We start from the raw sequence: 22,036 nt of genomic DNA on the forward strand, positions 1-22,036 counted from the left end.
TATGAAATCTAAACTAGTAATAACTCTATTGATATTATGCTCTCTTAGCTTTGGTGCAGAAAAGTCAAAAGAAGAAATGGAAAATGAGCTTATCGATTTTTCTAAAATAAAAGATGTGATTAAAAGTGATGGGTTAGAGGAAGCTGCTCGTAAGAAATCTCTGATTGCTCTAGATAAGAAGAAGAAGAGATTAGAAAAAGATAAGGCCAGATATGAATTTCCAAGTGAAGATGAGTTCTGGCCATTTATAAGTGAGTATTGGTTAGTTAAGAATGCTTCTATTTTAAAATGGAATGTTAAGAAACCCGACTACGGACTTGATGAATCATTTGAGCAAGTTTTAAAGAGCGTAGGTATTTTTGAATTAAAATTTAAAATCCTATTAGTGGATTCTCCAAATGTCTTTCACTTTGCTCTACCTTATAGAAAGAATGAAGTTCTCTTCTTGCTTTCTATTCCTTTTATTAGAACAATGGATTTAACAAAATTAGAGATATCGATTCTTCTCTTTGAAAACTATATCCGTATGAAACAAGGCTTTTTCCAAGAGATGGCAATGACAAAAGAGATGAAGGCCATGCTTGGTTCAAACTTTCAGGGGAAGAAGGTTGATCAAGAACTAATAAAAAATATTTTAAAAAAGTATGACCAGATTGTTCTTTCTGAAGGATTTAATTTTAAGCAGCAGTTTACGATAACAAAAGAAATGGAGCAGATTCTAAAGAATAATTTAAAACTTTGGAATGCTTACTTTTCACTACTTCGAAAAATTGATACTTTGGTCAAGGCGAATACTTTATACGAGCAATACGTGAAGATTTATCCTTCTCCTGAGCTTCAGCTTAATTGGCTAACTCCAAAGTAATATGAAAGAGAATAAGGCCGCAGAAGAGAAAAAGAGATTTCTCATTCATCTTTCATTTATACTATTTTATTTCTTTCTTTGTTGGGCAGTTTATCTCATTGTCTCTTCAGTCATAACATTCTTTCATCTTCAATTAGATCACTCTTTAAATATTGTTGAGAATTGGAATTTTGATCAAGGATGGGAAATTGCTTCTTTTGTGAAAATTATAGCTTTCTTTATTATTAGTAAATTTATTTCAATACGATCAACATCTAGAAAGCCTCTTCGTACATTTTTCTTGGATAATTACTCTGCTCCAAAAAGAAATCTCTTAACCTTGATCGTCTTTAATCTTGTCTTTGCAATTTTATTTTTAAAACCTATTGTAGCCGAGAGAGTAACATTTGAATTCTTTAAAATATTCTCCTCATACTTTGGATCTTTAATTTATATTTTTTCGGAAGTCATTTTTCTCTTATTTCTTCAGAATATCTATAAAGTGTCTAAGACAAAGAGAAATATTGAAACAATTCTCTTTATAACACTAAGTTATATTTTAAATGTTCATGTCTTTACACATTCTAGCTTTGCGCTTGCTTCTCTTCCATTCTATCTCATTCTTTGTTTCTCTTCATCTTATTGGAGAGAGGAGAGTTGGAGTTATCCTTTACTCATTTTAGCAATATTTATTTGTCCATTAATTTCTCTTTTTGGAGTAGATTTTATTTGGGGAAGTGACTTTTCTTATTTAATGCCTATGCAAGCGCCAAATCTCTTGCTCTTTGTCGTTCTTACATTAGTATCTACTGGTTACATGATTTATTTAAAGAGGAAGAATTCCGATTTAGAAGATCAAGTATAAACCATTGCCGGTTGCAGCTTTTTATTAACCGTATAAAATAATAGTAATACTTTGACTAAATTTAAGGAGTTCATTTTGACTACAGGTGAATTAGATATTTTCCACATTATGCTAGATGCAAGTCTCGTTGTTAAGGCAGTTCTTTTATCGTTAATTATTGCGTCGGTTGTATCATGGGCAATAATTTTAAAAAAGAAGAAGTTAATTAAAGAATTAGAAGAAAATAGTAGAGACTTTTTAGAGGTTTACAAGAACTCATCTTCTTTAAAAGAAGTAATGGAGAGTTGTCACAATTTATCAATGTCTCCTCATCGCTCTCTTTTTACTCATGGCTATCTAGAGCTCTCAAAGTTAAAAGATGCCTTAAATGACGATAAGGATCGATTAGAGAAACATTTCTCTCAGTATGGGCTCCAATTTCTTGAAAGGGGAATGAAGAAAGGTGTTCATGAAATTAACGTAGAACTTGAAAAGTTTCTCTCGACGCTGGCAAGTATTGGTTCAGTAACTCCATTTGTTGGTTTATTTGGAACAGTCTGGGGAATTATTGGATCATTTACTGGACTTGCTGGTGGTGGTGCGACTTTAGATGCTGTTGCTCCAGGGATTGCCGAGGCGCTAGTTGCTACTGCAGTAGGACTTGTCGCAGCTATTCCAGCTGTATGGTTTTATAATAAATTTAATAATGAGAATGCTCACATACAGTCTGAGATGGAAAGTTTTGGACAAGAGTTTCTAAATGTTGTGGAAAGATCACTAGCAAAATAGGAAGAAGTTATGGCCTTTAATGTTGGAAATAAGAAGGGAGCAATATCAGAGATTAATGTAACCCCTCTCGTAGACGTTATGTTAGTTCTTCTCGTGATCTTTATGATCACAGCTCCTCTGATGCTAAATGGAATTAAGCTTGATCTCCCAAAAACAAAAGAAGTAAATCCAATCAGTTTAAATACAACACAAGTTGTTCTCTCTTTTACTGCAAGTGGAGATTACTATATTGGTGAAACAAAGGTTTTAAGAGGTGAAATTATTCCCGAAGTGAAAAGCTTATTTTCAAAGAATAAAACAGATACTCTCTTTCTTAGAGCTGATTTTGGAATGAAGTATGGAGATGTTGCAAAACTTATGTCTTTTCTAAAAAGAGAAGGGATTCTAAAGGTTGCCTTAGTCACGGAGATTGAGAAAAAGTAATGAGTGTGAATACTGTAAGTAATAAAACATTTAAGTATTACTTTAGTTGGTCATTTTTCTTCCATCTGAGTTTTGTTGCGCTCTTCTTTTTATTTGGAAAATTAGTTCACGATAAAATTTCTGAAACGAGAGATTACAATATAAAACTTATTTCAGCTTCTGTTAAAGTTGATATGGTTTCAATGCCAAAGTTTACATTAAAAGAGTTAAAGACAATGCAAGTTCCTGCTAAGGGAGAAGCTGCAGTAGAAAAACCGTCAGAGAAAGCGGCAGAAGTAATTAATAAAGATGACACTGTTTTTGAGAAGAAAGTAGCAAAGCCAAACTTCTTAGACATGATGAAAGGAATGTCAGCTAAGAAGGTTGAAAAAAAGAAATACAAAGAAGTTGAAAAGAAAGGTTCTGATCAGGGAATCGGAGTTGACTCTAATACTTTAAAGAAATTAGTGGCCGAAGGAAATAAGATATCTAAAGGCGTCGCTCTTTCTGGAACGGGACGATCTGACCAGGAACTTAGTGAATTTCAAATGTATGCTTCAACGGTTTCAGCAGAAGTGAAGCAGCACTGGAAACTTCCAGGGTTTCTCTTAGATAAAAATTTAAAGTGTAGAATTAGAATATATTTAAAATCAGATGGCTCTCTTCTTAGATCCGAAATTTTTGAATCTAGTGGAGAGAAGGAATTTGATAACAGAGCGATCAAGGCAGTCGAGCTTGCTGCACCTTTTTCCAACGTCCCATCGGCGAGTAGGGCAAATGCCCTTAAGGGTGAGATTGTTCTAGGGTTTCCACTATAGGAGTAGAGATGAAGAAAATGATTAGTTTAATACTTATGTTATTAACTTATTCCACTATGGCACAAATTAATATAGTCGCTGTCGGTGAAGCGGAGTTAGAACTTTCTAAAGTAGAAGTTGCAAAACCAATCCTTCAAAATGGAGTAACTGGAAATAGTATTTCAAACGCCTCTACTATAATGGATGTTGTGAGAAATGATTTTTCATTTTATATGAAGAAGTTTTCTGTAAAAAAAGATCTCTCTTCAATAGGAGAGGGGAGTTTGAGCTACTCTTCTTATAAGGCACAGGGAATTAGTTATATTATTAGAGGATTCTTTAAGCAATCTTCTAATGGACTAAAAGTCACACTCTCGGCCCACGATGTTGGTAAGGGGGAAACTATTTCTGAGGAAGAGTATGACTTTGAAGGAAATAACCCTAGAGAAATTGCTCATAAATTTGCTCACGTGGCCTATAAGAAAATCACTGGAGAAGATTCTATCTTTAATTCAAAAATGATTTTCGTTTCAGATCGTCATGGAACAAGAGCAGAGCCGGTTAAAGAATTATATATGATGGACTTTGATGGAGGGAATAAGAAGAGAATTACTCGCCACGGAGGAGTCGTTATTTCACCTGCAATCTCACATGATGGAACAAAAGTTCTCTACTCTCTTATAAAGAATGAAACTTCTAAGCATAGAAATATAAATCTTCGTGTCTATGATTTAAAAACGGGGAGAAACTCTCTTGTATCTAATAGAAGCGGGCTTAACTCAGGAGCAGTCTTCATGCCTGGCGGTGAGTCCATTCTCTTGACTCTAAGCCATGTGGGAAATGCTGAGATCTTTATAATGAATTTGAAGACGCAAGCGCTGACAAGGTTAACTAATAGCTACTCGCCGGACGTAGACCCTTCGATTAATACTGACGGTTCTGTTATGACCTTTCTCTCTGGAAGGGCCGGGAAGCCAATGATTTATACAATGGATATGAAAACTAAAGCTGTGAAGAGAATTAGTTATGTTGGAAAGTTTAATGCTACTCCAAGATTTGCTCCAGATGGTAAGACTATTGCTTTTAGTTCATGGCTAGACACACGTTTTGATATCTTCAGAATTGACAGTGATGGTAATAATTTAGCTAGGTTAACTAAGGACTTTGGTTCTAACGAAGACCCTACCTATTCAAATGATGGACAGTTTATAGCCTTTTCTAGTCAAAGAGTCCTCTCTAGGACCAAGGCCGTACAAAATATATACATAATGGACAATGATGGAGAAATTATAGGGGCCATCACTGAAAATTTTGGAAATTGTACAACTCCTAGATGGACTAAGTTGCTGTAATTGGGAAAATACAGTAAAAAAAATGAACACCCGAGCATTTTAGTCTTGTAAAAAGTTCAGGCGCATTGTATTATTTTCTTAGTTAACGCTTAGCGTAATTAATTAAATAAATCAATATAACTGACTAGGAGATGAACAATGACTGAGATGGTGGCTAAAAACTCTACAAGAATTGAAGAATTATCGTCTATCTTATTATCAACTCTAGATGAGCAAGTATTTTTTAATGAAATCTCAAAATGCTTAAATGAGATCGTAATAAGCGATAGAGTGAGAATTCTTAGAGTAAGAGAAAATGGGTCAAGCTCACTAGTAAGTGAAAATGGTCAGTCAGTTGAAAATAGTCAGATTATCGAAAAGGGTGCCGGAATTGCTGGTTACGTTTTAAGAACAAAGAAATCATACTTCTCAAATAATATTTCAAGAGATCCTTTATTCTCTTCTAATGATAACGGAGACACTGTTGCTGAGCTTTGTTTACCACTAGGTTGTGATGGTTTCATGATCGGAACAATTCATATTCAGTCGCTTTCAGAAGATAGAGCATTCTCTAGAGAAGACATTACAGATGTTTTAGAGATTCTTGGTGCCATCGAAAAACCAGTAAAGAACATGAAAATTTATCTATCAGCTAAGTTCTTAAATGAGTCATTATCAAGACAAATTGAAGCAAAAGAAAAAGAACTAGAGCAGAGTAAATCAAGTGTAAATATTTTAGATTCTTACAGAATTGAAGAAAAAGATATTATCGGTAAATCAGACTCTATGAAAGAAATCATTAGAGTTGCAGATAAGGTAGCAGCAGTAGACGTTGCAACGCTAGTTCTAGGTGAGTCTGGAACAGGTAAGGAAATGATTGCTAGAAGAGTACACTGCAGAAGTGCGAGAAAAGAAGGAGCATTTATCTCTGTCGATTGTTCTTCTCTAAGTGAAGCACAATTAGAAATTGAACTCTTTGGTGAAGAAGCAAGAGATTTCACAGAAGCACATAACGTAAGATTAGGATTAATTGAACAAGCAAATAACGGAACACTTTTTATTAATAATATCGAATCAATGCCTGTAATGATTCAGTCAAAGTTAATCAAATTTATTAACGAAAAAATGGCATTTAGATTAAGAGGTCAGATTCCTTATAGATCAGATGTTAGAATCATCGCTTCAAGCGCGAGAGATTTCTCTGAGCTAGTAGACAAGGGATTATTTAGAGAAGACCTTTTCTACGCACTAAATACAATGTCACTAAGAGCGCCAGCTCTAAGAGATAGAGTTGAAGATATTGAAATGCTTGCATCATTTTTCTTAAACAAAGGTAAGAGCGCTGATCTTCAAAAGTCACTAGCTCCTGGAGCGTTGAAGTCACTTCAAGATTATCACTGGCCAGGAAACGTTAGAGAACTTCAATCTGTAATGGAGAGAGCGTTTATTCTTTCTGATGGAATGATTGTTGAGAAAGATCACTTGTCAGAAAGTGTTTCTCAAGCTGAAAAAGTTGAAGAAGTAAGTGATTCTAAAGTAATCGAGTTTAGTGAAATGACTCTTGATGAATTAGAGAGAAAGCATATTTGTCACACTCTAGAGCACCTAGGTGGAAATAAGACTAAAACAGCTAAAACTCTAGGAATTACAGTGAAGACTCTTTATAACAAGCTTCACTCATATGGAATGATCGAGCCAAAAGAAGCTTAATCAGACTAAGAGCACTGTGTAAAAATTAAATTTGAATTATTGAAACATACTAAGTATTATTGAAATTCGCCTCAAAAGACATTTTGGGGCGATTAAGTTCTTTTAAGGAGGAGCCGTGAGTACGACTACAGATACAATTGCATTCGAAAATAAAGGTATTAGAAATTTTCGTTCTGCAGCAGATATCGAAAACTTCTATAGATTTGTTCAAGATAATGGACTTAGAAGAGAAGCTCAACTTGTTCTTTCAGCCCTAGTCGGAAGTCTAAAGCAAAAAGAAAAGAAAGAAACTAGAAAGAAGAAAGCAAAAGCAAAAAGAAAAGCAAAGTTACAATAAGTATAAATCCGGCCGGGAAGGCCGGTATTCTTTTTAGATAAAGAATTCCTGAGGTTGAACATGGACGTCAATAAAAAGGGAAGAGTTGTCTTCGACCCTATCTATGGCTTTATAAAGCTCACACCAGTTGAATATGAAATCATTCACTCACCATTCTATCAAAGATTAAGATGGATTAAGCAATTAGGATTCAGCTTCTATGTTTTTCCAGGTGCCGAACATTCGCGCTTTGGGCATTCTATTGGAGTAATGTTTAATGCTCATAGAATTTTACAATCGTGTTCAAGAGGTGTTTCTGATGAAGAGCTAATGGATGAGAAGTGTCTAACTAAAGAAGCGGTCTATCATAAGACTCTTAGGATTGGCGCTCTTCTTCACGATCTCGGAACATTTGTCTTCTCTCATACAACTGAATCTGCCTATATTACTTTTGGTGAAACAACTAATTGTAAAGGTGGAAAAGGTCTTCAAGATGACCATGAAAATCTTGGATCATTCATTATTAAAAATACCGATTATGAAGGTGGGATTACTCATATTTTAAAGAAGTATGGGCTAGACCCGCAAACAATTTCAGACCTTGTAAAAGGTGTGGACCCATCAATTTTAGCGAACCAAATTCTACATTCTGAAATTGATTGTGACAGAATGGACTATCTTCTCCGCGACGCTCACTACACAGGTCTTAAGTACGGTGCTTACGATAGAGATTATCTTCTGCATCACTTTGAAGTAAAGAAAGTAAATCAACACGATATCTTAACTATTAGACATAATGCTCTTCACTGTGTTGAAGATTTCCTCATGTCTAGGTTTGCTTGGTACTCTCAGGTGATACGTTCTCCAAGAGGATCTAAGTATGATGCTATTGCTGAGAGAATAACGTTTCACTTCTTAGAAAAGGGTTATATCTATAGGTATAGCGATCTTCTAGATATGATTGCCAATGATCCAATGAAGTTCTATGGCTTCAACGATAATTACTTTATAACATTGGTTCAAAAGCATTACTCCAATGGAGATCTTGATAAGGTCCCACATATAAAAGATATGGCCTTAACACTTCTTTTAGAGAAAGGTGCTAAGACAATTAACTGTGAAGAGTTTAAGCAAATTCTCTTTGATCAAGATAAAGCAAGTGACAACGAGAGAATCGTTAAACGTGCTCAAGCAAAAGTAAAAGAATTAGAAGACTATATTGCTAAGAATGGAGATCCTTCAGATTGGATTCTTCCAGATCTTCCTAAGAAAGATATTATCTATGTGAAATCTCCTAAGGCCATTGCTAAGAATGGACAGAAGTCTAATCTCTTATTAGAGAGAGATCCTGTGAAGATTAGTTACGAGAATGGAGACATTAAGCTGTTAGCCGATGTAGAGAATTCTGTTATCTCAAGTCTTCATAAGAAAATGAATTATACCCCTAATGTGTTTTGCTCAATGAAAACACACGAGAGGTTAATTAAAGCGGGATTAATTTCGAGTTAAACTAATGAGTGAGTATTGTGGTTTCTACTTTGCCAGTTGATAATTGGCATAAAGACAGTATCAATGCTCTCTCCATCGTAGGGAATAGTTTCTAAATCCCCAGTTTTAATTTTCAAATCACTTGTGACAAAAATAACATCGCTATGATTATCCATCGTTCTATAATTTCTAATGAAAGCAGTTTCTTCCATTGAGTTTTCTAGGTTCACGATTACACAGAGAATTGAACTACTTCCTTTTCTAATAGGAACTCTTGAGCTGTAAAAAGATAGTTCTGCGATTCTCTTATTGAGAAGTTCTTCGCGTTCCTCTAAATCATCAGGAAGATTCTTTGTCGTAAGACAATAGAAGACTAGCTCCATTCCCATTCTCTTTTCATCATCAGGCTTGATGGCAAGAAGGGCCATGGATTCGTCAGCTGAAGTTAAGATATATTTTGAAGTTAGAGCATCTTTAATAGGAATAATTAATACTTCTTCATGTAGGAGAGTGACTTCTGTACTGTCCTTAAATTGAATAGGATTAATTTTAATGAAGCGAATTTCGTTACTATCAGAAAGAGAGAAAGTTAAGTCACCAATCATGAAAGATTTTAAATTAACCGTTTTAGATGACAGTGGAATTTCATTTCCAATAATATCTTCAAGTTCTAGTTGAATTTTACTTCTATGAGCGAGCTCTTTTGAAGTGAAAGCACTATAGCTTCTTCCATCAGAGTTAATAATCGGACAGTCGTTCTCATCAACTTCTACATAAACTAAGTCATAGTAACCTAGTGCTGTAAAATTATTTGAATAATGCTTAATTCTTGTAGAAAGAATTAAATCTTTTTCCATTTCCCAAGCTTGAATATTCATAACGACTCCTTCGAAGTTAGACTAATTTCTATCATGGCAAACTTGAGGGCTCAAGATATGTCTGGCCTAAATATGACGAATGCCACGTCGCGCATTGGGGCCAATTTGAAACTGATGTCTTTACTCAGGTAAAGTGAGTATGTGAAATAGAGCATTTAGTAGCGAAAAAATTTCAAAAATCGATCTTATCTAATGGATTTCTTTACTAAAATCCTGCAATTGGGTAGAATAAAAGAGCTGTAGCAGATAATGCAGCTTCAAATTAGGATGATTTGAATAGTTATTTTCTAAGGATAGGTCAGGATGATCAACACTTCGTTTCATAAAACGCAAAGCTCACAAAATCGCTCAAATTTCACATCAAAAAATCTCTTCTATCTAGAAGATGTTTCTGTAAATTTTGGAAGTACAATTGGACTTAGTCATGTTCAGTTCTCTGTGGAAAGAGGTGAGGTTGTTTTTATTACTGGAGCTTCTGGAGCAGGGAAGACAACTCTTCTAAGAGTGCTTGCTGGAGATATAGAGCCTGACAGTGGACGAGTGAAGAGACCAGACTCTTCTATTTTTATTTCACAAGTATTTCAGGACTTAAGAGTTTTGGGGAACCTTACTTGTCGAGAGAATCTTAACTTCTGCTTTGATCCAAAATTTTATAACTCTAGAAAAGAATTTGATAAAGATATAATGGAACTATCAAGAATCGTCGGAATTACAGATCGTTTAGATATCAAAATGAAGAACGCTAATGGTGGATTAAAGCAGAAGATTGCAATCATCAGAGCACTTCTTTCAAGACCCGATATTATTGTCTGTGATGAGCCGACAAGTTCTCTGGATGCAGAGAGTGCACGAAAAATATTCGATATTTTAAATCTATATAATGTAAAAAGAAAACTTACAGTCATTTGGGCCTCTCACAATAAAGAATTGGTTAAGCAATTCTCGGGGAGAATCGTTCATCTAGACGGAGGTAAGTTAGTTTATTCGGGGCATGCATGTTTTATTTAAGTAGCTTTTTTCAAAATGTTAAGAATAATCCAGTTTGGGGAGGACTCTTTATTACTACCTCTCTAGTCTTACTTGTAGGATCATTGAATTTTACGAGTCTTGAAAAGAGCGTATTTAATGACACCGGTAATCTGAGTTCTGGACCTTACTTTCATGCGTTAATTTCAGGGGCTGAAAATCATGAACGTATTTCGAGAAAACTGACGGAGTTACCTGGGGTAAATAGAGTAGAGATCTTAGGAGAGAACGAAATACAGAATCAAGTAACAAAGGTTTTATCTAACTTAGATCTTGGAATGAAGATTGAGGATATGGACCTAGACTATGCAGGTTTAAAGGTCATCTTAGATAAGAATCTTCAAGAAAGAAGTCAGAACCTGATTAGAGACTATCTCGTTCGTTTGGTTGGATCTTCTAAGCTAACTCTTGGAGCTGTTAATGCAATTTCAAAAGCTGAACAATTAAAGAATCAATTATTCTCACAATTTAAAGAGTGGGGAATTACTGTTGTAAGTGTTGCGAGTCTTATTATTTGGGGGCTCATTGCAATAGTATTTTCAACAAAGGTTCAGCAGAGTTCATACTTAATCGAGAAGTTTCAAAGAAGAAGTAAGGTAGGTCTAAAAGTAATGCTTACAGGAATGGCAACTCTCTTTGCTCTTTGTTTCTCTTTAACATTTTCATTTGGTGATTTAAGTACAGTCGGAGCGGTTATAGGACTTTGCTTAATTACAGCTCTTTCATCTATTCAACTTAGGAATCTACAGTGGCACGAATAGCCCCGAAATTATTATTCCTTTTAATCTTGCTCTTTAGCTGTGCTAAAGGGTTTGCAGCAAAGAGTGTTACGATCTCAGATCTTAGAAAGAATTTGAGATCACAAGAAAGAACCTTAAAGAAAATAAATGCTAGAATAATTAATTTAGAGAAGAATTTAAGTACAAGAAATAAAGATTATATAGAGATTCTTGAATCGAAGAGACAAATTGAAAATCAAATCTATAAGAACTCCGAAAAAATTGAAAAGTACATTGAAGTAGTAAGAGAAGAGAAAGTAAGAGTGAAGAATCTCTTAGGGTCTGTCGTTGCGAACTCTTTTAATGATGAAGAAACTAGCGCCGATCTATTGACTAAGAAGATGATGGCAAAAGCACTCTCTCAAAAGATCTTAAAACTTAAGTCAATTGAGCAAATCTTGGAGCTGAAGCAACTCAAGTATAATGAAATTCAGAAATCATTTAAAGGATTAGAAGAGAATGAGAGAGAAATTCTTGAAGTTATTACTAATTTAGAAAACCAGAAAAAAGAATACGCTTCTCAGTATGTTTCAATTGAGAAGAAGAAGAGTGATCTCTCTGTTGAGATATCTTCATTAAAATCAAAAATTACTTATACAAAGAATAAGGAAAAGAGTAGTTCCAAGCCCGTTCTTGTTGGATATAAATTTTCATCACCAATTGAAGACTATGTCGGTGTTGAGTACGGAAAGAAAGGAATTAACTTTAAGTTTAGATCGAAGCAACCAATAAAGAATACAATTGATGGAAAAGTCTCTTTCATAGGGTCATTATCAAATTATGGAAATGTTATAATGATTGAACATGGAAATCAGACAAGATCGATTTTCCTAGGACAATTAAAAAGTAAAGTTAAGAAAGGACAAAGTGTAGCCTCTGGAGAAATTCTTGGATACACTCTGGTAAATAGTAAGTCGAGAGAATTAGGGAAATTATACTTTGAAGTGAGAAAGAAGAATATCGCTCAGAATACTTCACTCTTGATGGATGATAATTTCTTAGCAAAGAATAATCTAAACAACGTAAAAATATAGTTTAAGGAACAATTATGAAAAAAAAGGGTGCGCGAAGCTTTAGAGCTATCGCTCTATGTATTTCGCTTTCTGTTGGTGGTTTACTTATGGGCTTTGTGGGTACGCAAAAGGTCCTCGCTGTTACAAAATCAAGATTTGAAAAATTAGAGCTCTTTAATAAAGTCCTTTTTCTCGTTGAATCTCAATACTATAGAGAAGTAGATACAGATAAGCTTATTCAAGGTGCAATAAAAGGAATGATGAATACACTTGATCCTCATTCTGCCTTTTTAAATAAAGAAGTCTTTGCAAAAATGCAAGAAGAGACACAAGGAGAGTTTGGTGGTCTTGGTCTTGAAGTTACTCAAAAAAGTGGACATCTAATAGTCGTAACTCCTATTGAGGATTCACCGGCTTTTAAGGCCGGAATCCTTCCGGGTGATAGAATTGTTGAAATCAATCATGAATCTACGATTGGCGTGACGCTTGAAGAAGCAGTAGATAAAATGCGTGGAAAGAATGGAGATAAAATCTCTATCGGCGTTGTTCGTGAAAATGAAGATGGTATCAAGAGCTTTGTTCTTACTAGGCAAACAATCAAGATTAAGCCAGTTAAATATGATGTGGTAAGAAAGAATTATGCATTTGTAAGACTGAAGCAATTTCAAAAGAGATCGGCGGAAGGGATTATTGATGCACTTAAAGATATTAGAAAGAAAACAAAGAAAGATGGTGGCCTCAAAGGAATTATTCTAGACCTTAGATCAAATCCAGGGGGACTTTTAGATGAAGCAGTAGATGTATCTTCGATCTTCTTAAAAGATGGAATTGTTGTTAGTACTGAGGGAAGAGACCCTAAGAATAAAGAAATAAGATACGTAAAAAAATCAGGTTATAAAGAATTAGACCTACCTCTTGTTGTACTTATTAATTCTTCATCAGCTTCTGCTAGTGAGATTGTTTCTGGAGCGATCCAAGATATGAAACGTGGAATTATAATGGGGTCTCAATCTTTTGGAAAAGGTTCTGTTCAAACAGTTGCTAAAATTGATGATGAGAAAGGTGTCAAACTTACTATTGCTCAATATATGACTCCTAAAGGGAGAAAGATTCAAGCTGTAGGAATTGTTCCAGACGTCTTTGTTGATGAAGTTGAAGCCAATTGGGTGACGGAAAATAAGAAAGAGCAGGGTTATATTAGAGAATCTGATTTAAAGAATCACCTAACTGCAACTATTGAGACAAAGGAAGAGAAGAAACTTCGAATTCAGAATGAAAAAGAAGACAGAAAACTTAGAATGGAGAAGCTTGAAAAGCTTAAAAAAGATAAGAAGAAAGATCATAAGAATAAGTGGATGATTAAGTATAACCCAAGTGATGATTATCAAGTTCTGCAAGCGGTTAATTATATACGTTCATTTGATCTCTTTAAGAAAATGAATAAATAAAAGACTAATAACTCAGTGCCGATTCTTCTTAATCGGCACTTTTTCTTTCTCTAAAAATTTGCATATTGTCTCTAAATTGCTAGTATTTTCCCATGAGTAATATTCGCTATGATTCAGTTTCAACCCTTGTGGGAAAAGTAAAAGGCCTCTTAGAAGGTCAATTTCGTAGTGTCTCTATTGAGGGAGAAGTCACAAATTTCTCTCTTTCTTCTTCTGGTCATTATTACTTCACTTTATCTGATAGAAATTCTTCTCTTTCGGCCTGCTTATTTAAAATGGATGCTTTAAGAAATCCTGAAGTAAAGATGCTAAAAGATGGGGATAAAGTTCAGTGTATTGGAAGCATTGGAGTTTATGCAAAGAGAGGATCTTTTCAATTAATTGCAAAGAGAATAACAAAAGCTGGAGGGGGAGGAGATCTTCTTGCAGAGTTTGAAAAATTAAAGAAAAAGCTAGCGCAGGAAGGGCTCTTTGATCTCGAAGTGAAAAAGAAAATTCCAACTATGGCAAAGAAGATTGCAGTAATAACTGCTCTAAGAGGAGCGGCGCTACAAGATTTCCTAAACATAATGAAGAGAAGGACTCTTTGGACAGATATTCTCGTTGTTCCGACCCTCGTTCAGGGTGATGGAGCGGCAGCTTCCATTAGAAAGTCTCTTTTTAATACCATTAAATTTTCTCTAGATAATCCAAATAATAAAGTTGATGTTATCGTTCTTACTCGTGGTGGAGGAAGTTTAGAAGATTTATGGGCCTTTAATGATGAGGCCTTAGCATGGGATATTTATAATTGCCCTATCCCAATTATTAGCGCTGTAGGACATCAAGTTGATTATTCTATTTCAGACTTTGTAAGTGATATGCGCTGTGAGACTCCTTCCGCTGCTGCTCAAGTCTTAAGTGAAGGGCAGACTCAAATTCTCTCTCGTATTGAAAATGTGAGAAGACACTTAAATAATAGTGCGAAAAATATAATTTATTCTAGAAGAGACCGTGTGGGAGCACTTAGACCAGAGGCACTTCTTTCAAGAGTAAATAATCTCTTTCAAGATTATAAATTTAGGCTAGAGAAATGTTCTTTAGAAAAAAGAGACGTCGAGCTTATCGGTCTCCATGATCATTGGTTTCGCATTGATGATAATATGAAGAGAATGAAGGCCAGTCTAGATAATATACTTAAAGATAGAGAGCATAGAGTCTCTAAGTCTATTGAGCTATTAAATGCTCTAAGTCCTAACAATGTTCTTGAAAGAGGATATAGTTATGTGACAAGTGAAGATGGTCATGTGGTGGCAAGTTCAAAAGAGTTCACTGCTCTTCCTAATGGAGCAACCTTAAGTATTCAATTTAGTGATGGTAAGAATAAAGTGAGTAAAGTGTGAGCTTTAGAACTTATTCGTCTACATTAGAGAGTCCTGAAGTTGAAAACTTTTTAAAATCTTCAGGTTGGGTTAGCGGAAGTCACCATAATTTACTTATTAGTGAGTGCGAAGATCTAGAGTTTAAAGGATGGCAAATTGTGAGAACTCCGTCTCTATGTGGAGATAGAACAATCACTATTCCTAATTTTTCAAGTAAATACCTTGTGAGCATCCTCTCTCTCATTGAAGAATCTCTTTCTCAAGAGCAGTGGCTCTTTATGAGTGAAAGTGAAAAAGAGCTTTTTAATTCATTTTTTAAGTCAAAACTATCGAGCTTTGGTGATTTTCCTTTAAATGATTTTTTGAATTTTCTTTCTTCATGGGGAGATATTTTTGAAATGAATGAGAGAGAAAAGTTGAAAAATTTTCTCTTTGAATACTTCGATATAAATATTCACATTAACAGTACTGAGGATCTCTTAGAAGATAAGAAGTTCTTGAACTATCAGTCTATAATTAGAACTCATTCAAAAGAGTCGGGCCTATATTTCTGTTTTTCGAGCGGTGAAGAGATAGATGATGAATGTAAGCTACTTCTTGGGTTACTCATTATCTATCAGGATCAAAAAAGAGAAAAAGAAGCTCTCGAAAAATATACTAAGAGTGATTGGGAGATTATTTTAAATAGTTTAAACTTCTCTTCTTGCTTGATTTCGTCGAAAGGGGAGTTGGTCATTCATAATACTCTTTTTTCAGCTCTAGGACTCTATGCAAGTGATTGCCTAAAGCTAGAAAATGGAGAAACAGTAGAGCGCATTGATAAGTTCTATAAAGTCTTAAAGACACCTCTTAGGATTAAAGGAAGAGAGTATATTTCCTATATTTTCATCACTGATAAATCTTCAATACGAGAAGGTGGTCTAAGTATTACTTCAGAAGAGTTAGGAATTATTTCGGGCTCTATTGCACATGAATTAAATAATCCAATTGCAGGAATATTGGCAGCACTTACTCTCTTAAAACTTGAAGATGATATTGGTGAAGAATCTGAACATCTTATAAGCGATATGGAAAGAGGAGCGAGGAGATGTCATAAGTTGATTGAAGTTTTTCTAGGCTTTTCTAAGCTTGATCCTACTCATGCACATATTGATACACTTGAAAGTTCTGTAGATCAATCTCTTCAACTTCTAAGGTCAAGAATGGTTGAGTCTAATCTGAAAATGGTTTTTGACTATAAACAGAGAACACCATTTTCAAGAAGTTTAAATAATAGTATCTCATCAATGATTTTCTACTTAATTTTAAGTGAGGCATTTACTCTAGGGCATCATCAGAAACTTTTGTCTGGAGAGTTTGATCAAATTAAAATAGAGGTCTTAGAAGAAGTTAACGAAATTAAACTTCGATTTATTCCTGAGATGAAAGTCTACGATGTTATTTCAAAATCAAAATTACTTCTTCACCTAATTAGTCTTTTGGAGCTTGAGATATTAGGTGAAGAAAGTGTTATTTTAATAAAGAATCTTAAAAAGTCTTAAATATAGTATTTTGGATATGAGTGCGGGTTTGGATTTTCTTTTAGAAAAGCTTCCATTTGCTGGAAGAAATTTTCTTGATTTTTAGCGGGTAGACTCTTTTTAAAGACAAATAGATTCCCAGCTTCTTTCTCATTTAAAATATAGATATCTAAGAATTGCTTAAAGAGTGGGTTAAAGAAAGTTTTCTTTAACTTATTATTACTAAGCTTATTAGACTTTGAATTTATATATTGAATTAATTTCTTCTTATGACCTGGATACCTAAAGACAAGTTCAGACTTTTGAGAGAGTGAGTTCACAGGATAAATAATATACTGCTCGGGAACTAAATTATTTATAATAATAAAGTCACCAAAGTTATTCCCAAGTAAGTTGTCACCTCTTATATCGTCTTTAAGTGGAGGCTTTTCTGATGGGAGATGTTCTTTCCACAGAAATCGAGTGATCTCGCCTCTGTCACTTGAATCTACTTTATTAAATAGGCTGCTATAGTTAATTAAGGCCTCTAAAAATGGTCCAACTAATTTAATCGTTAGGTTCTTCCAGTCAAGAGACTCTAGCTTTGAATAAATTAATTCTCTTTCAGCCGCTGTATTATTGCAAGGAAGAGCGAAGAGGATGACTCCATTCTCTCCCTTAATCGTTACAATGTGCGGAGTTTTAAGAGATTCAAACTTCTCTTTTATATCTTCTATTTTATCTTCTGATTTGAAGTTGGCCCTGTCTAGCTCATACCTTCCTCTAGGATAGTAGAGGTGGTTAATCTTAGTGATACCTTTATCAATATATATTCTTAGGTAAATAAGTAACAGATCCGCAGTGGCCAAGGCATCATCAAGGGCCCTATGAGCTTTCTTATGTTGAATTCCAAAAATCTTGCTCATGTAATTTAGGTTTGAGTTCATGAGGTTTGGAATTAAGTACTTTGTCATTAGATTCGTACAAAGGCTCTTATTTTTTAAAATCGGCTTTTTTAGTCTTTTTAGAACAGAATTAAAGAAAGGAACATCAAAGCTTGTGTTATGTGCAACAAGAATTGAATCTCCCATAAATTCTAAAATCTCATCAATGACATCTTCAATGATAGGGGAGTCTTTGACGTCATCTTCTTTGATACTAGTCAATTTTTGAATAAATTCAGGGATTCTTATTTCTGGTTTTATTAGATAATTTTTCTGTGCAATGACTTCAAAGTTTCTAATCTTTACTAGGCCAATTTCAATGATTTTATCTGACTTATGGTTTCCGCCAGTAGTTTCTAAATCAAAGACGCAAAATTCTAAATTCTTTATGAGTTCAAATGCTTCTGACATGGATGACCTTCACCGAACATTCGCTCGTGTGGATTTGGGTTATAGTAGTAATATTCTAATAAAGCCTAGTGAAATATTGAAGGGGGAATTAACTCCCCCCAGAAGTCTCTAAGCTCCGATTCTCTTAACTGTTTCTTTTAGAATTTTTGTGAATTTCTCCATGACTCTAAGAGCTTCATCTTTAATATCTTCATGTTTTAATTCAACATTCTCGATTCCTGAGGCCATATTTGTCACGCAACTTACTCCACAGACTTTCATTCCAATGTGATTGGCAGCAATACACTCAGGAACTGTACTCATTCCAACAACGTCAGCTCCAAGAATTCTTAGCATTCTAACTTCTGCAGGTGTTTCATAAGTTGGTCCAAGAACTCCGGCATAGATTCCTGTCTGCATCGTGTAGCCAAGATCCGTAGCGGATGCTTGAATAATTTCTCGAAGTTCTGGATGGTAGGCCTTAGTCATATCTGGAAAGCGAGGACCCATTTCTTTAATATTTGGCCCAAGAAGAGGATTCTTTCCTGTCATGTTAATATGATCTTCAATGATAACGAGATCACCTGATTTGTAATTTGTATTAATACCACCAGCTGCATTTGTTAAAATAAGAGTATCAACACCTAAAGTAGAAAGAAGTCTTGTTGGAAAAACAACGTCGTCCATGTCAAGGCCTTCATAAGAGTGGTATCTACCTTGAAGAATGGCAACTTCTGTATTTTCTATTTTTCCTAGGATTAATTGTCCAGCATGTCCCTCAACAGTAGTTTTATGAAAGAAAGGAATGTCATCGTAAGAGATAATTGTTTTATCTTCAATTTGGTTAACAAAATCGCCAAGCCCAGAACCTAAAATGATTCCAACTTTTGGACTACATGGCTTTATTTTCTTTATATGAGCAGCGGCTGCTCCTAGCTTTTCGTACATCGTCTCTTCCAATTTTAACAGAGTGGGTTTTCGTCAATATCATAAATTAACGGTTTTAATACCTTAGGCTTAGTCGCCTTAATCTTTATATTTTGTTTTAAAATTTCTTCTTCAATTTCTTCAACTAGTTTTCTTTGATTATCATTAAAGTAAACAGTCACTAGTTTTTCGCCTTTCTTAACTTTTTGACCAACACACTTATGGACAATAAAACCAACGCCAAAATCTATGAGGTCTTCCGTCTTCTTTCTTCCACCACCTAAAGTCACAACGTGCTCTCCAAATTCTTGGCAAGCGATAGAAGTAATATAGCCAGCATTTGTGGAAAGTATTTCTTTTGTATTCTTTGCGAGTGGAAGTCTTGAATAATCATCAACAACTAGTTCATCACCGCCCTGAAGTCGAATGAGGTCTCTAAAACTTTCTAAGGCCTTCCCGTTCTTTAGAACTTCTTTCGCCTTCTTAACTCCAGCTTTATAGGTCTTCGTTATTTCTGCTAGGTAGATCATAGCGCCCGCTAGTTCTACTGAGATATCTGTAATATCTTTTGGACCACGGTTTTTTAAGACTTCGATACTTTCAATAATCTCTAAACTATTTCCGACAGCTTCACCAAGAGGTTGGTTCATATCAGTAATCATTGTAAGCATTTTCTTATCAAAGCGAGTTGCTGTATCTCTTAAACTCTTTCCAAGGGCCCGAGCATTAGCGCGAGTTTTCATAAATGCGCCAGAGCCAGTCTTAATATCCATGACGATACCATTAGCACCTTCGGCCAGTTTCTTACTCATTATAGAGGCAGTAATTAGAGGGATACTATCAACTGTTGCAGTCACATCTCTTAGGGCATAAATCTTCTTATCTGCAGGAGCAATTTCTCCTGTTTGGCCAATAAGTGCCATTCTATTCTTGTCTACAGCTTCTTTAAACTCTTTGAGAGTTAGAGAAGTTTTAAAACCTTTGATGGACTCAACCTTATCAATGGTACCACCTGTGTGACCGAGACCACGACCGGCCATCATCGGAACTTTCACGCCAGCAGCATGAGCAATTGGTGCTAGGATAAAAGAGGCCTTATCGCCAACACCACCAGTGCTATGCTTGTCGATAACGTCGACGCCTTCAAAGTTTATCGTAGATCCTGAAAATAGCATGGCGTCAGTTAGAGAAGCAGTCTCAGACTTATCAAAACCTTTGAGATAAATGGCCATTAGTAGAGCACTCATTTGATAGTCTGAAACAGACTTGTCAGTGACTCCAGCAATAAACCATTTGATTTCTGCATCGCTTAATTTGTAACCATCGCGTTTTTTTGCGATAATGTCGTAGGCGGAAAATTTATAATTTGTTTCGAGATTTTTCATGTACTTGACTCATTATTAAAAAAAAAGCATCGTAATATATATAACTTTCTAAAAAAGAAAGGAAACAACATCATATTCGCCGGGCCTTTAACTGTAAATGCCCGTTTAAGGTGGTTTTAATGTTCAATAAAATTAGTAATAGGCTTTTAATACTTTTAAGTGCAATAACTCTTAGTTTTTCGCCGTGCGCATTTGCTGAAGGTGAAGCAGGTATTTTACAAGAGTCAGTAGGGGATTTGACAACTGTTGCGGCCATAGGGCTCGGCGGTGCGGTCTTAGGTCTTTCAACTCTATCTTTCACTAAAGAGCCAAAGGATCACCTGAAAAATATTCTTGTGGGTGGCGCTATTGGTATCATTGCAGGTGTTGGAATCGTTGCATGGCAGCAGGCTACTAAGAGTAAAGGCGTAATAGAGTCTGGCTCAATCGAATCAGCTGAAGAATTCTCAACAGCGAGAAGAGTAGCTTGGCAAAAGTCAGAGATTGAAAAGACATTCTTATCTCAAACAAAGAGTATTCCTTCATTTAATTACAACTTCTCGTTTTAATTAATTTTTTCTTTCATTGCTGCTTTGCGAAGAGTTTTCATTTGCTCTTCGCTTTGCTAAAGTCTATCAGAACTAATGATGGAGTAGATTACTATGGAAAGATTCATTTCTTTTTTCGGCCTATTGTGCATGATTCTCGCAGCTTATTTAATGAGTACAAGTAAAAAGAAAGTCGCTTGGAGAACCGTCGTCTCAGGTATTGGCTTGCAGATCTTTCTTGGTCTGATCATTTTAAAAACTTCATTTGGAAAAGCATTCTTTGAATTTGCTCGAACATTTTTTACGGGAATTCTCGCTTACACAAACGAGGGATCAAAATTTATTTTTGGAAGTTTAACTGGGATAGATAAATTTGGTTTCATCTTCTTCGTTCAAGTTCTGCCTACAATTCTCTTTATGAGTGCACTTATGTCAGTGCTCTATCACTTAGGGTTTATGCAAGTGGTAATTCGTTTTATGGCAAAAGTCATGGTGAAGGTTATGGGGACATCTGGTGGTGAATCCCTTGCTGCTGCAGCTAACGTCTTTGCTGGGCAAACTGAGGCTCCACTTGTGATCAAGCCTTTTATTTCTCTGATGACGAAGTCGGAGTTAATGGCATTGATGACTGGTGGTATGGCCACTGTTGCTGGTGGTGTACTAGCGGCCTACGTTGGCTTTGGTATTGATGCCGCTCATCTTCTTGCCGCATCAGTTATGTCGGCTCCAGCGGCTTTAGTTTGTGCGAAGTTATTAGTGCCTGAAACAGAAGAGTCAAAGACTCTTGGAGATCTCAAGCTAGAAGTTGAAAGAGAGACAACGAATTTAGTAGACGCTGCCGCTAATGGAGCAAGTGAAGGTTTAAAGCTCGCTTTAAATGTAGGAGCAATGCTCTTGGCGTTTATCGCGCTCATTGCAATGTTCAATGGTCTACTTTCTTTTGTTGGTGGGTGGTTTAACTATCCTGAACTTTCAATGGAGTTAATCTCTGGATATTTATTTGCACCAGTCGCTTGGCTACTTGGAGTTCCTTGGGCCGATTGCCAAATTGTTGGAAGCTTATTAGGGAAGAAAATGATCTTAAACGAATTTGTTGCATACCTTGATCTGACAAAGGCCATGGCGGATGGATCAATTTCTCCAAGATCTATTGCTATATCAACTTACGCTCTCTGTGGTTTTGCTAACTTTAGTTCAATCGCTATTCAAGTTGGTGGAATTGGTGTTCTCGCACCAGATAGAAGAAAAGATCTTGCCCAGCTTGGATTTAAATCAATGGTAGGTGGTACACTTGCTTGTTTGATGACTGCCGCTGTCGCAGGAATGTTTTTATAAGAA

At 35.4% G+C, this 22,036-nt stretch carries 21 protein-coding genes; 17 read left to right on the forward strand and 4 right to left on the reverse strand.

Features of this window, described 5'->3' with window-relative positions; translation table 11 throughout:
* Position 1 precedes the first annotated feature (1 nt).
* The 9 genes from CES88_RS07210 to CES88_RS07250 all read left to right on the forward strand — a co-directional run bounded on the left by CES88_RS07210 (position 2) and on the right by CES88_RS07250 (position 8,542).
* Positions 2–865 (forward strand): hypothetical protein, encoded by an 864-nt coding sequence (locus tag CES88_RS07210; protein ID WP_290732893.1) that lies wholly within the window; start codon positions 2–4, stop codon positions 863–865.
* A 1-nt stretch (position 866) separates the two neighbouring features.
* Positions 867–1,709, forward strand: coding sequence for a hypothetical protein (locus CES88_RS07215; protein ID WP_290732895.1), 843 nt, complete (start codon positions 867–869; stop codon positions 1,707–1,709).
* Between the two features lie 75 nt (positions 1,710–1,784).
* The gene (locus CES88_RS07220; RefSeq protein ID WP_290732897.1) at positions 1,785–2,477 is read left to right on the forward strand and encodes a MotA/TolQ/ExbB proton channel family protein; all 693 of its coding nucleotides are present in this window, start codon (positions 1,785–1,787) and stop codon (positions 2,475–2,477) included.
* A gap of 9 nt (positions 2,478–2,486) precedes the next feature.
* Entirely contained in the window at positions 2,487–2,900 is a 414-nt protein-coding gene (locus CES88_RS07225) for a biopolymer transporter ExbD (RefSeq protein WP_290732899.1), read from the forward strand.
* A complete protein-coding gene (locus tag CES88_RS07230; protein WP_290732901.1) occupies positions 2,900–3,697 on the forward strand; it encodes a TonB C-terminal domain-containing protein in 798 nt (265 codons plus the stop codon). The genes CES88_RS07225 and CES88_RS07230 overlap by 1 nt, the downstream gene beginning before the upstream one ends.
* Positions 3,698–3,705: 8 nt before the next feature.
* Positions 3,706–5,028: a hypothetical protein gene (locus CES88_RS07235; protein WP_290732903.1), complete on the forward strand. Its 1,323-nt coding sequence runs from the start codon at positions 3,706–3,708 to the stop codon at positions 5,026–5,028.
* A 138-nt stretch (positions 5,029–5,166) separates the two neighbouring features.
* Complete coding sequence (locus CES88_RS07240; RefSeq protein ID WP_290732905.1) at positions 5,167–6,717, forward strand: sigma-54-dependent Fis family transcriptional regulator; 1,551 nt, start codon at positions 5,167–5,169, stop codon at positions 6,715–6,717.
* Positions 6,718–6,832: 115 nt separating this feature from the next.
* A complete protein-coding gene (locus tag CES88_RS07245; RefSeq protein ID WP_290732907.1) occupies positions 6,833–7,054 on the forward strand; it encodes a hypothetical protein in 222 nt (73 codons plus the stop codon).
* A 60-nt stretch (positions 7,055–7,114) separates the two neighbouring features.
* The gene (locus CES88_RS07250; RefSeq protein WP_290732909.1) at positions 7,115–8,542 is read left to right on the forward strand and encodes an HD domain-containing protein; all 1,428 of its coding nucleotides are present in this window, start codon (positions 7,115–7,117) and stop codon (positions 8,540–8,542) included.
* Here CES88_RS07250 and CES88_RS07255 read toward each other — a convergent pair.
* Positions 8,539–9,399 (reverse strand): hypothetical protein, encoded by an 861-nt coding sequence (locus tag CES88_RS07255; RefSeq protein ID WP_290732911.1) that lies wholly within the window; start codon positions 9,397–9,399, stop codon positions 8,539–8,541. The genes CES88_RS07250 and CES88_RS07255 overlap by 4 nt on opposite strands.
* Before the next feature lie 303 nt (positions 9,400–9,702).
* Between CES88_RS07255 and CES88_RS07260 the strand changes: the two genes are divergently transcribed.
* The 6 genes from CES88_RS07260 to CES88_RS07285 all read left to right on the forward strand — a co-directional run bounded on the left by CES88_RS07260 (position 9,703) and on the right by CES88_RS07285 (position 16,567).
* On the forward strand, positions 9,703–10,407 hold the full coding sequence (locus tag CES88_RS07260; protein ID WP_290732913.1) for an ABC transporter ATP-binding protein: 705 nt from the start codon (positions 9,703–9,705) through the stop codon (positions 10,405–10,407).
* Positions 10,395–11,186 carry a hypothetical protein gene (locus CES88_RS07265; RefSeq protein WP_290732915.1) on the forward strand — a complete coding sequence of 264 codons (792 nt, stop codon included), beginning with the start codon at positions 10,395–10,397 and terminating at the stop codon, positions 11,184–11,186. The genes CES88_RS07260 and CES88_RS07265 overlap by 13 nt, the downstream gene beginning before the upstream one ends.
* Complete coding sequence (locus CES88_RS07270) at positions 11,174–12,238, forward strand: M23 family metallopeptidase (RefSeq protein ID WP_290732926.1); 1,065 nt, start codon at positions 11,174–11,176, stop codon at positions 12,236–12,238. Before CES88_RS07265 ends, CES88_RS07270 begins: the two co-directional genes overlap by 13 nt.
* 14 nt (positions 12,239–12,252) lie before the next feature.
* The gene (locus CES88_RS07275) at positions 12,253–13,665 is read left to right on the forward strand and encodes a S41 family peptidase (protein ID WP_290732928.1); all 1,413 of its coding nucleotides are present in this window, start codon (positions 12,253–12,255) and stop codon (positions 13,663–13,665) included.
* Positions 13,666–13,757: 92 nt separating this feature from the next.
* Entirely contained in the window at positions 13,758–15,047 is a 1,290-nt protein-coding gene (xseA, locus tag CES88_RS07280; protein ID WP_290732930.1) for an exodeoxyribonuclease VII large subunit, read from the forward strand.
* The gene (locus CES88_RS07285; RefSeq protein ID WP_290732932.1) at positions 15,044–16,567 is read left to right on the forward strand and encodes a histidine kinase dimerization/phospho-acceptor domain-containing protein; all 1,524 of its coding nucleotides are present in this window, start codon (positions 15,044–15,046) and stop codon (positions 16,565–16,567) included. The genes xseA and CES88_RS07285 overlap by 4 nt, the downstream gene beginning before the upstream one ends.
* Here the strand turns inward: CES88_RS07285 and CES88_RS07290 are convergent.
* From CES88_RS07290 to CES88_RS07300, 3 genes are all read right to left on the reverse strand, one after another.
* Positions 16,564–17,880, reverse strand: coding sequence for a 3'-5' exonuclease (locus tag CES88_RS07290; protein WP_290732934.1), 1,317 nt, complete (start codon positions 17,878–17,880; stop codon positions 16,564–16,566). The genes CES88_RS07285 and CES88_RS07290 overlap by 4 nt on opposite strands.
* Before the next feature lie 108 nt (positions 17,881–17,988).
* The gene (locus CES88_RS07295; protein ID WP_290732936.1) at positions 17,989–18,807 is read right to left on the reverse strand and encodes a purine-nucleoside phosphorylase; all 819 of its coding nucleotides are present in this window, start codon (positions 18,805–18,807) and stop codon (positions 17,989–17,991) included.
* 14 nt (positions 18,808–18,821) lie between these two features.
* Positions 18,822–20,171: a thymidine phosphorylase gene (locus tag CES88_RS07300; RefSeq protein ID WP_290732938.1), complete on the reverse strand. Its 1,350-nt coding sequence runs from the start codon at positions 20,169–20,171 to the stop codon at positions 18,822–18,824.
* A gap of 119 nt (positions 20,172–20,290) precedes the next feature.
* Between CES88_RS07300 and CES88_RS07305 the strand changes: the two genes are divergently transcribed.
* The gene (locus tag CES88_RS07305) at positions 20,291–20,719 is read left to right on the forward strand and encodes a hypothetical protein (RefSeq protein ID WP_290732940.1); all 429 of its coding nucleotides are present in this window, start codon (positions 20,291–20,293) and stop codon (positions 20,717–20,719) included.
* A gap of 93 nt (positions 20,720–20,812) precedes the next feature.
* The gene (locus tag CES88_RS07310) at positions 20,813–22,033 is read left to right on the forward strand and encodes a NupC/NupG family nucleoside CNT transporter (protein ID WP_290732942.1); all 1,221 of its coding nucleotides are present in this window, start codon (positions 20,813–20,815) and stop codon (positions 22,031–22,033) included.
* Positions 22,034–22,036: the final 3 nt, after the last annotated feature.

Source organism: Halobacteriovorax sp. JY17, from assembly GCF_002753895.1.
Classification (GTDB): domain Bacteria; phylum Bdellovibrionota; class Bacteriovoracia; order Bacteriovoracales; family Bacteriovoracaceae; genus Halobacteriovorax.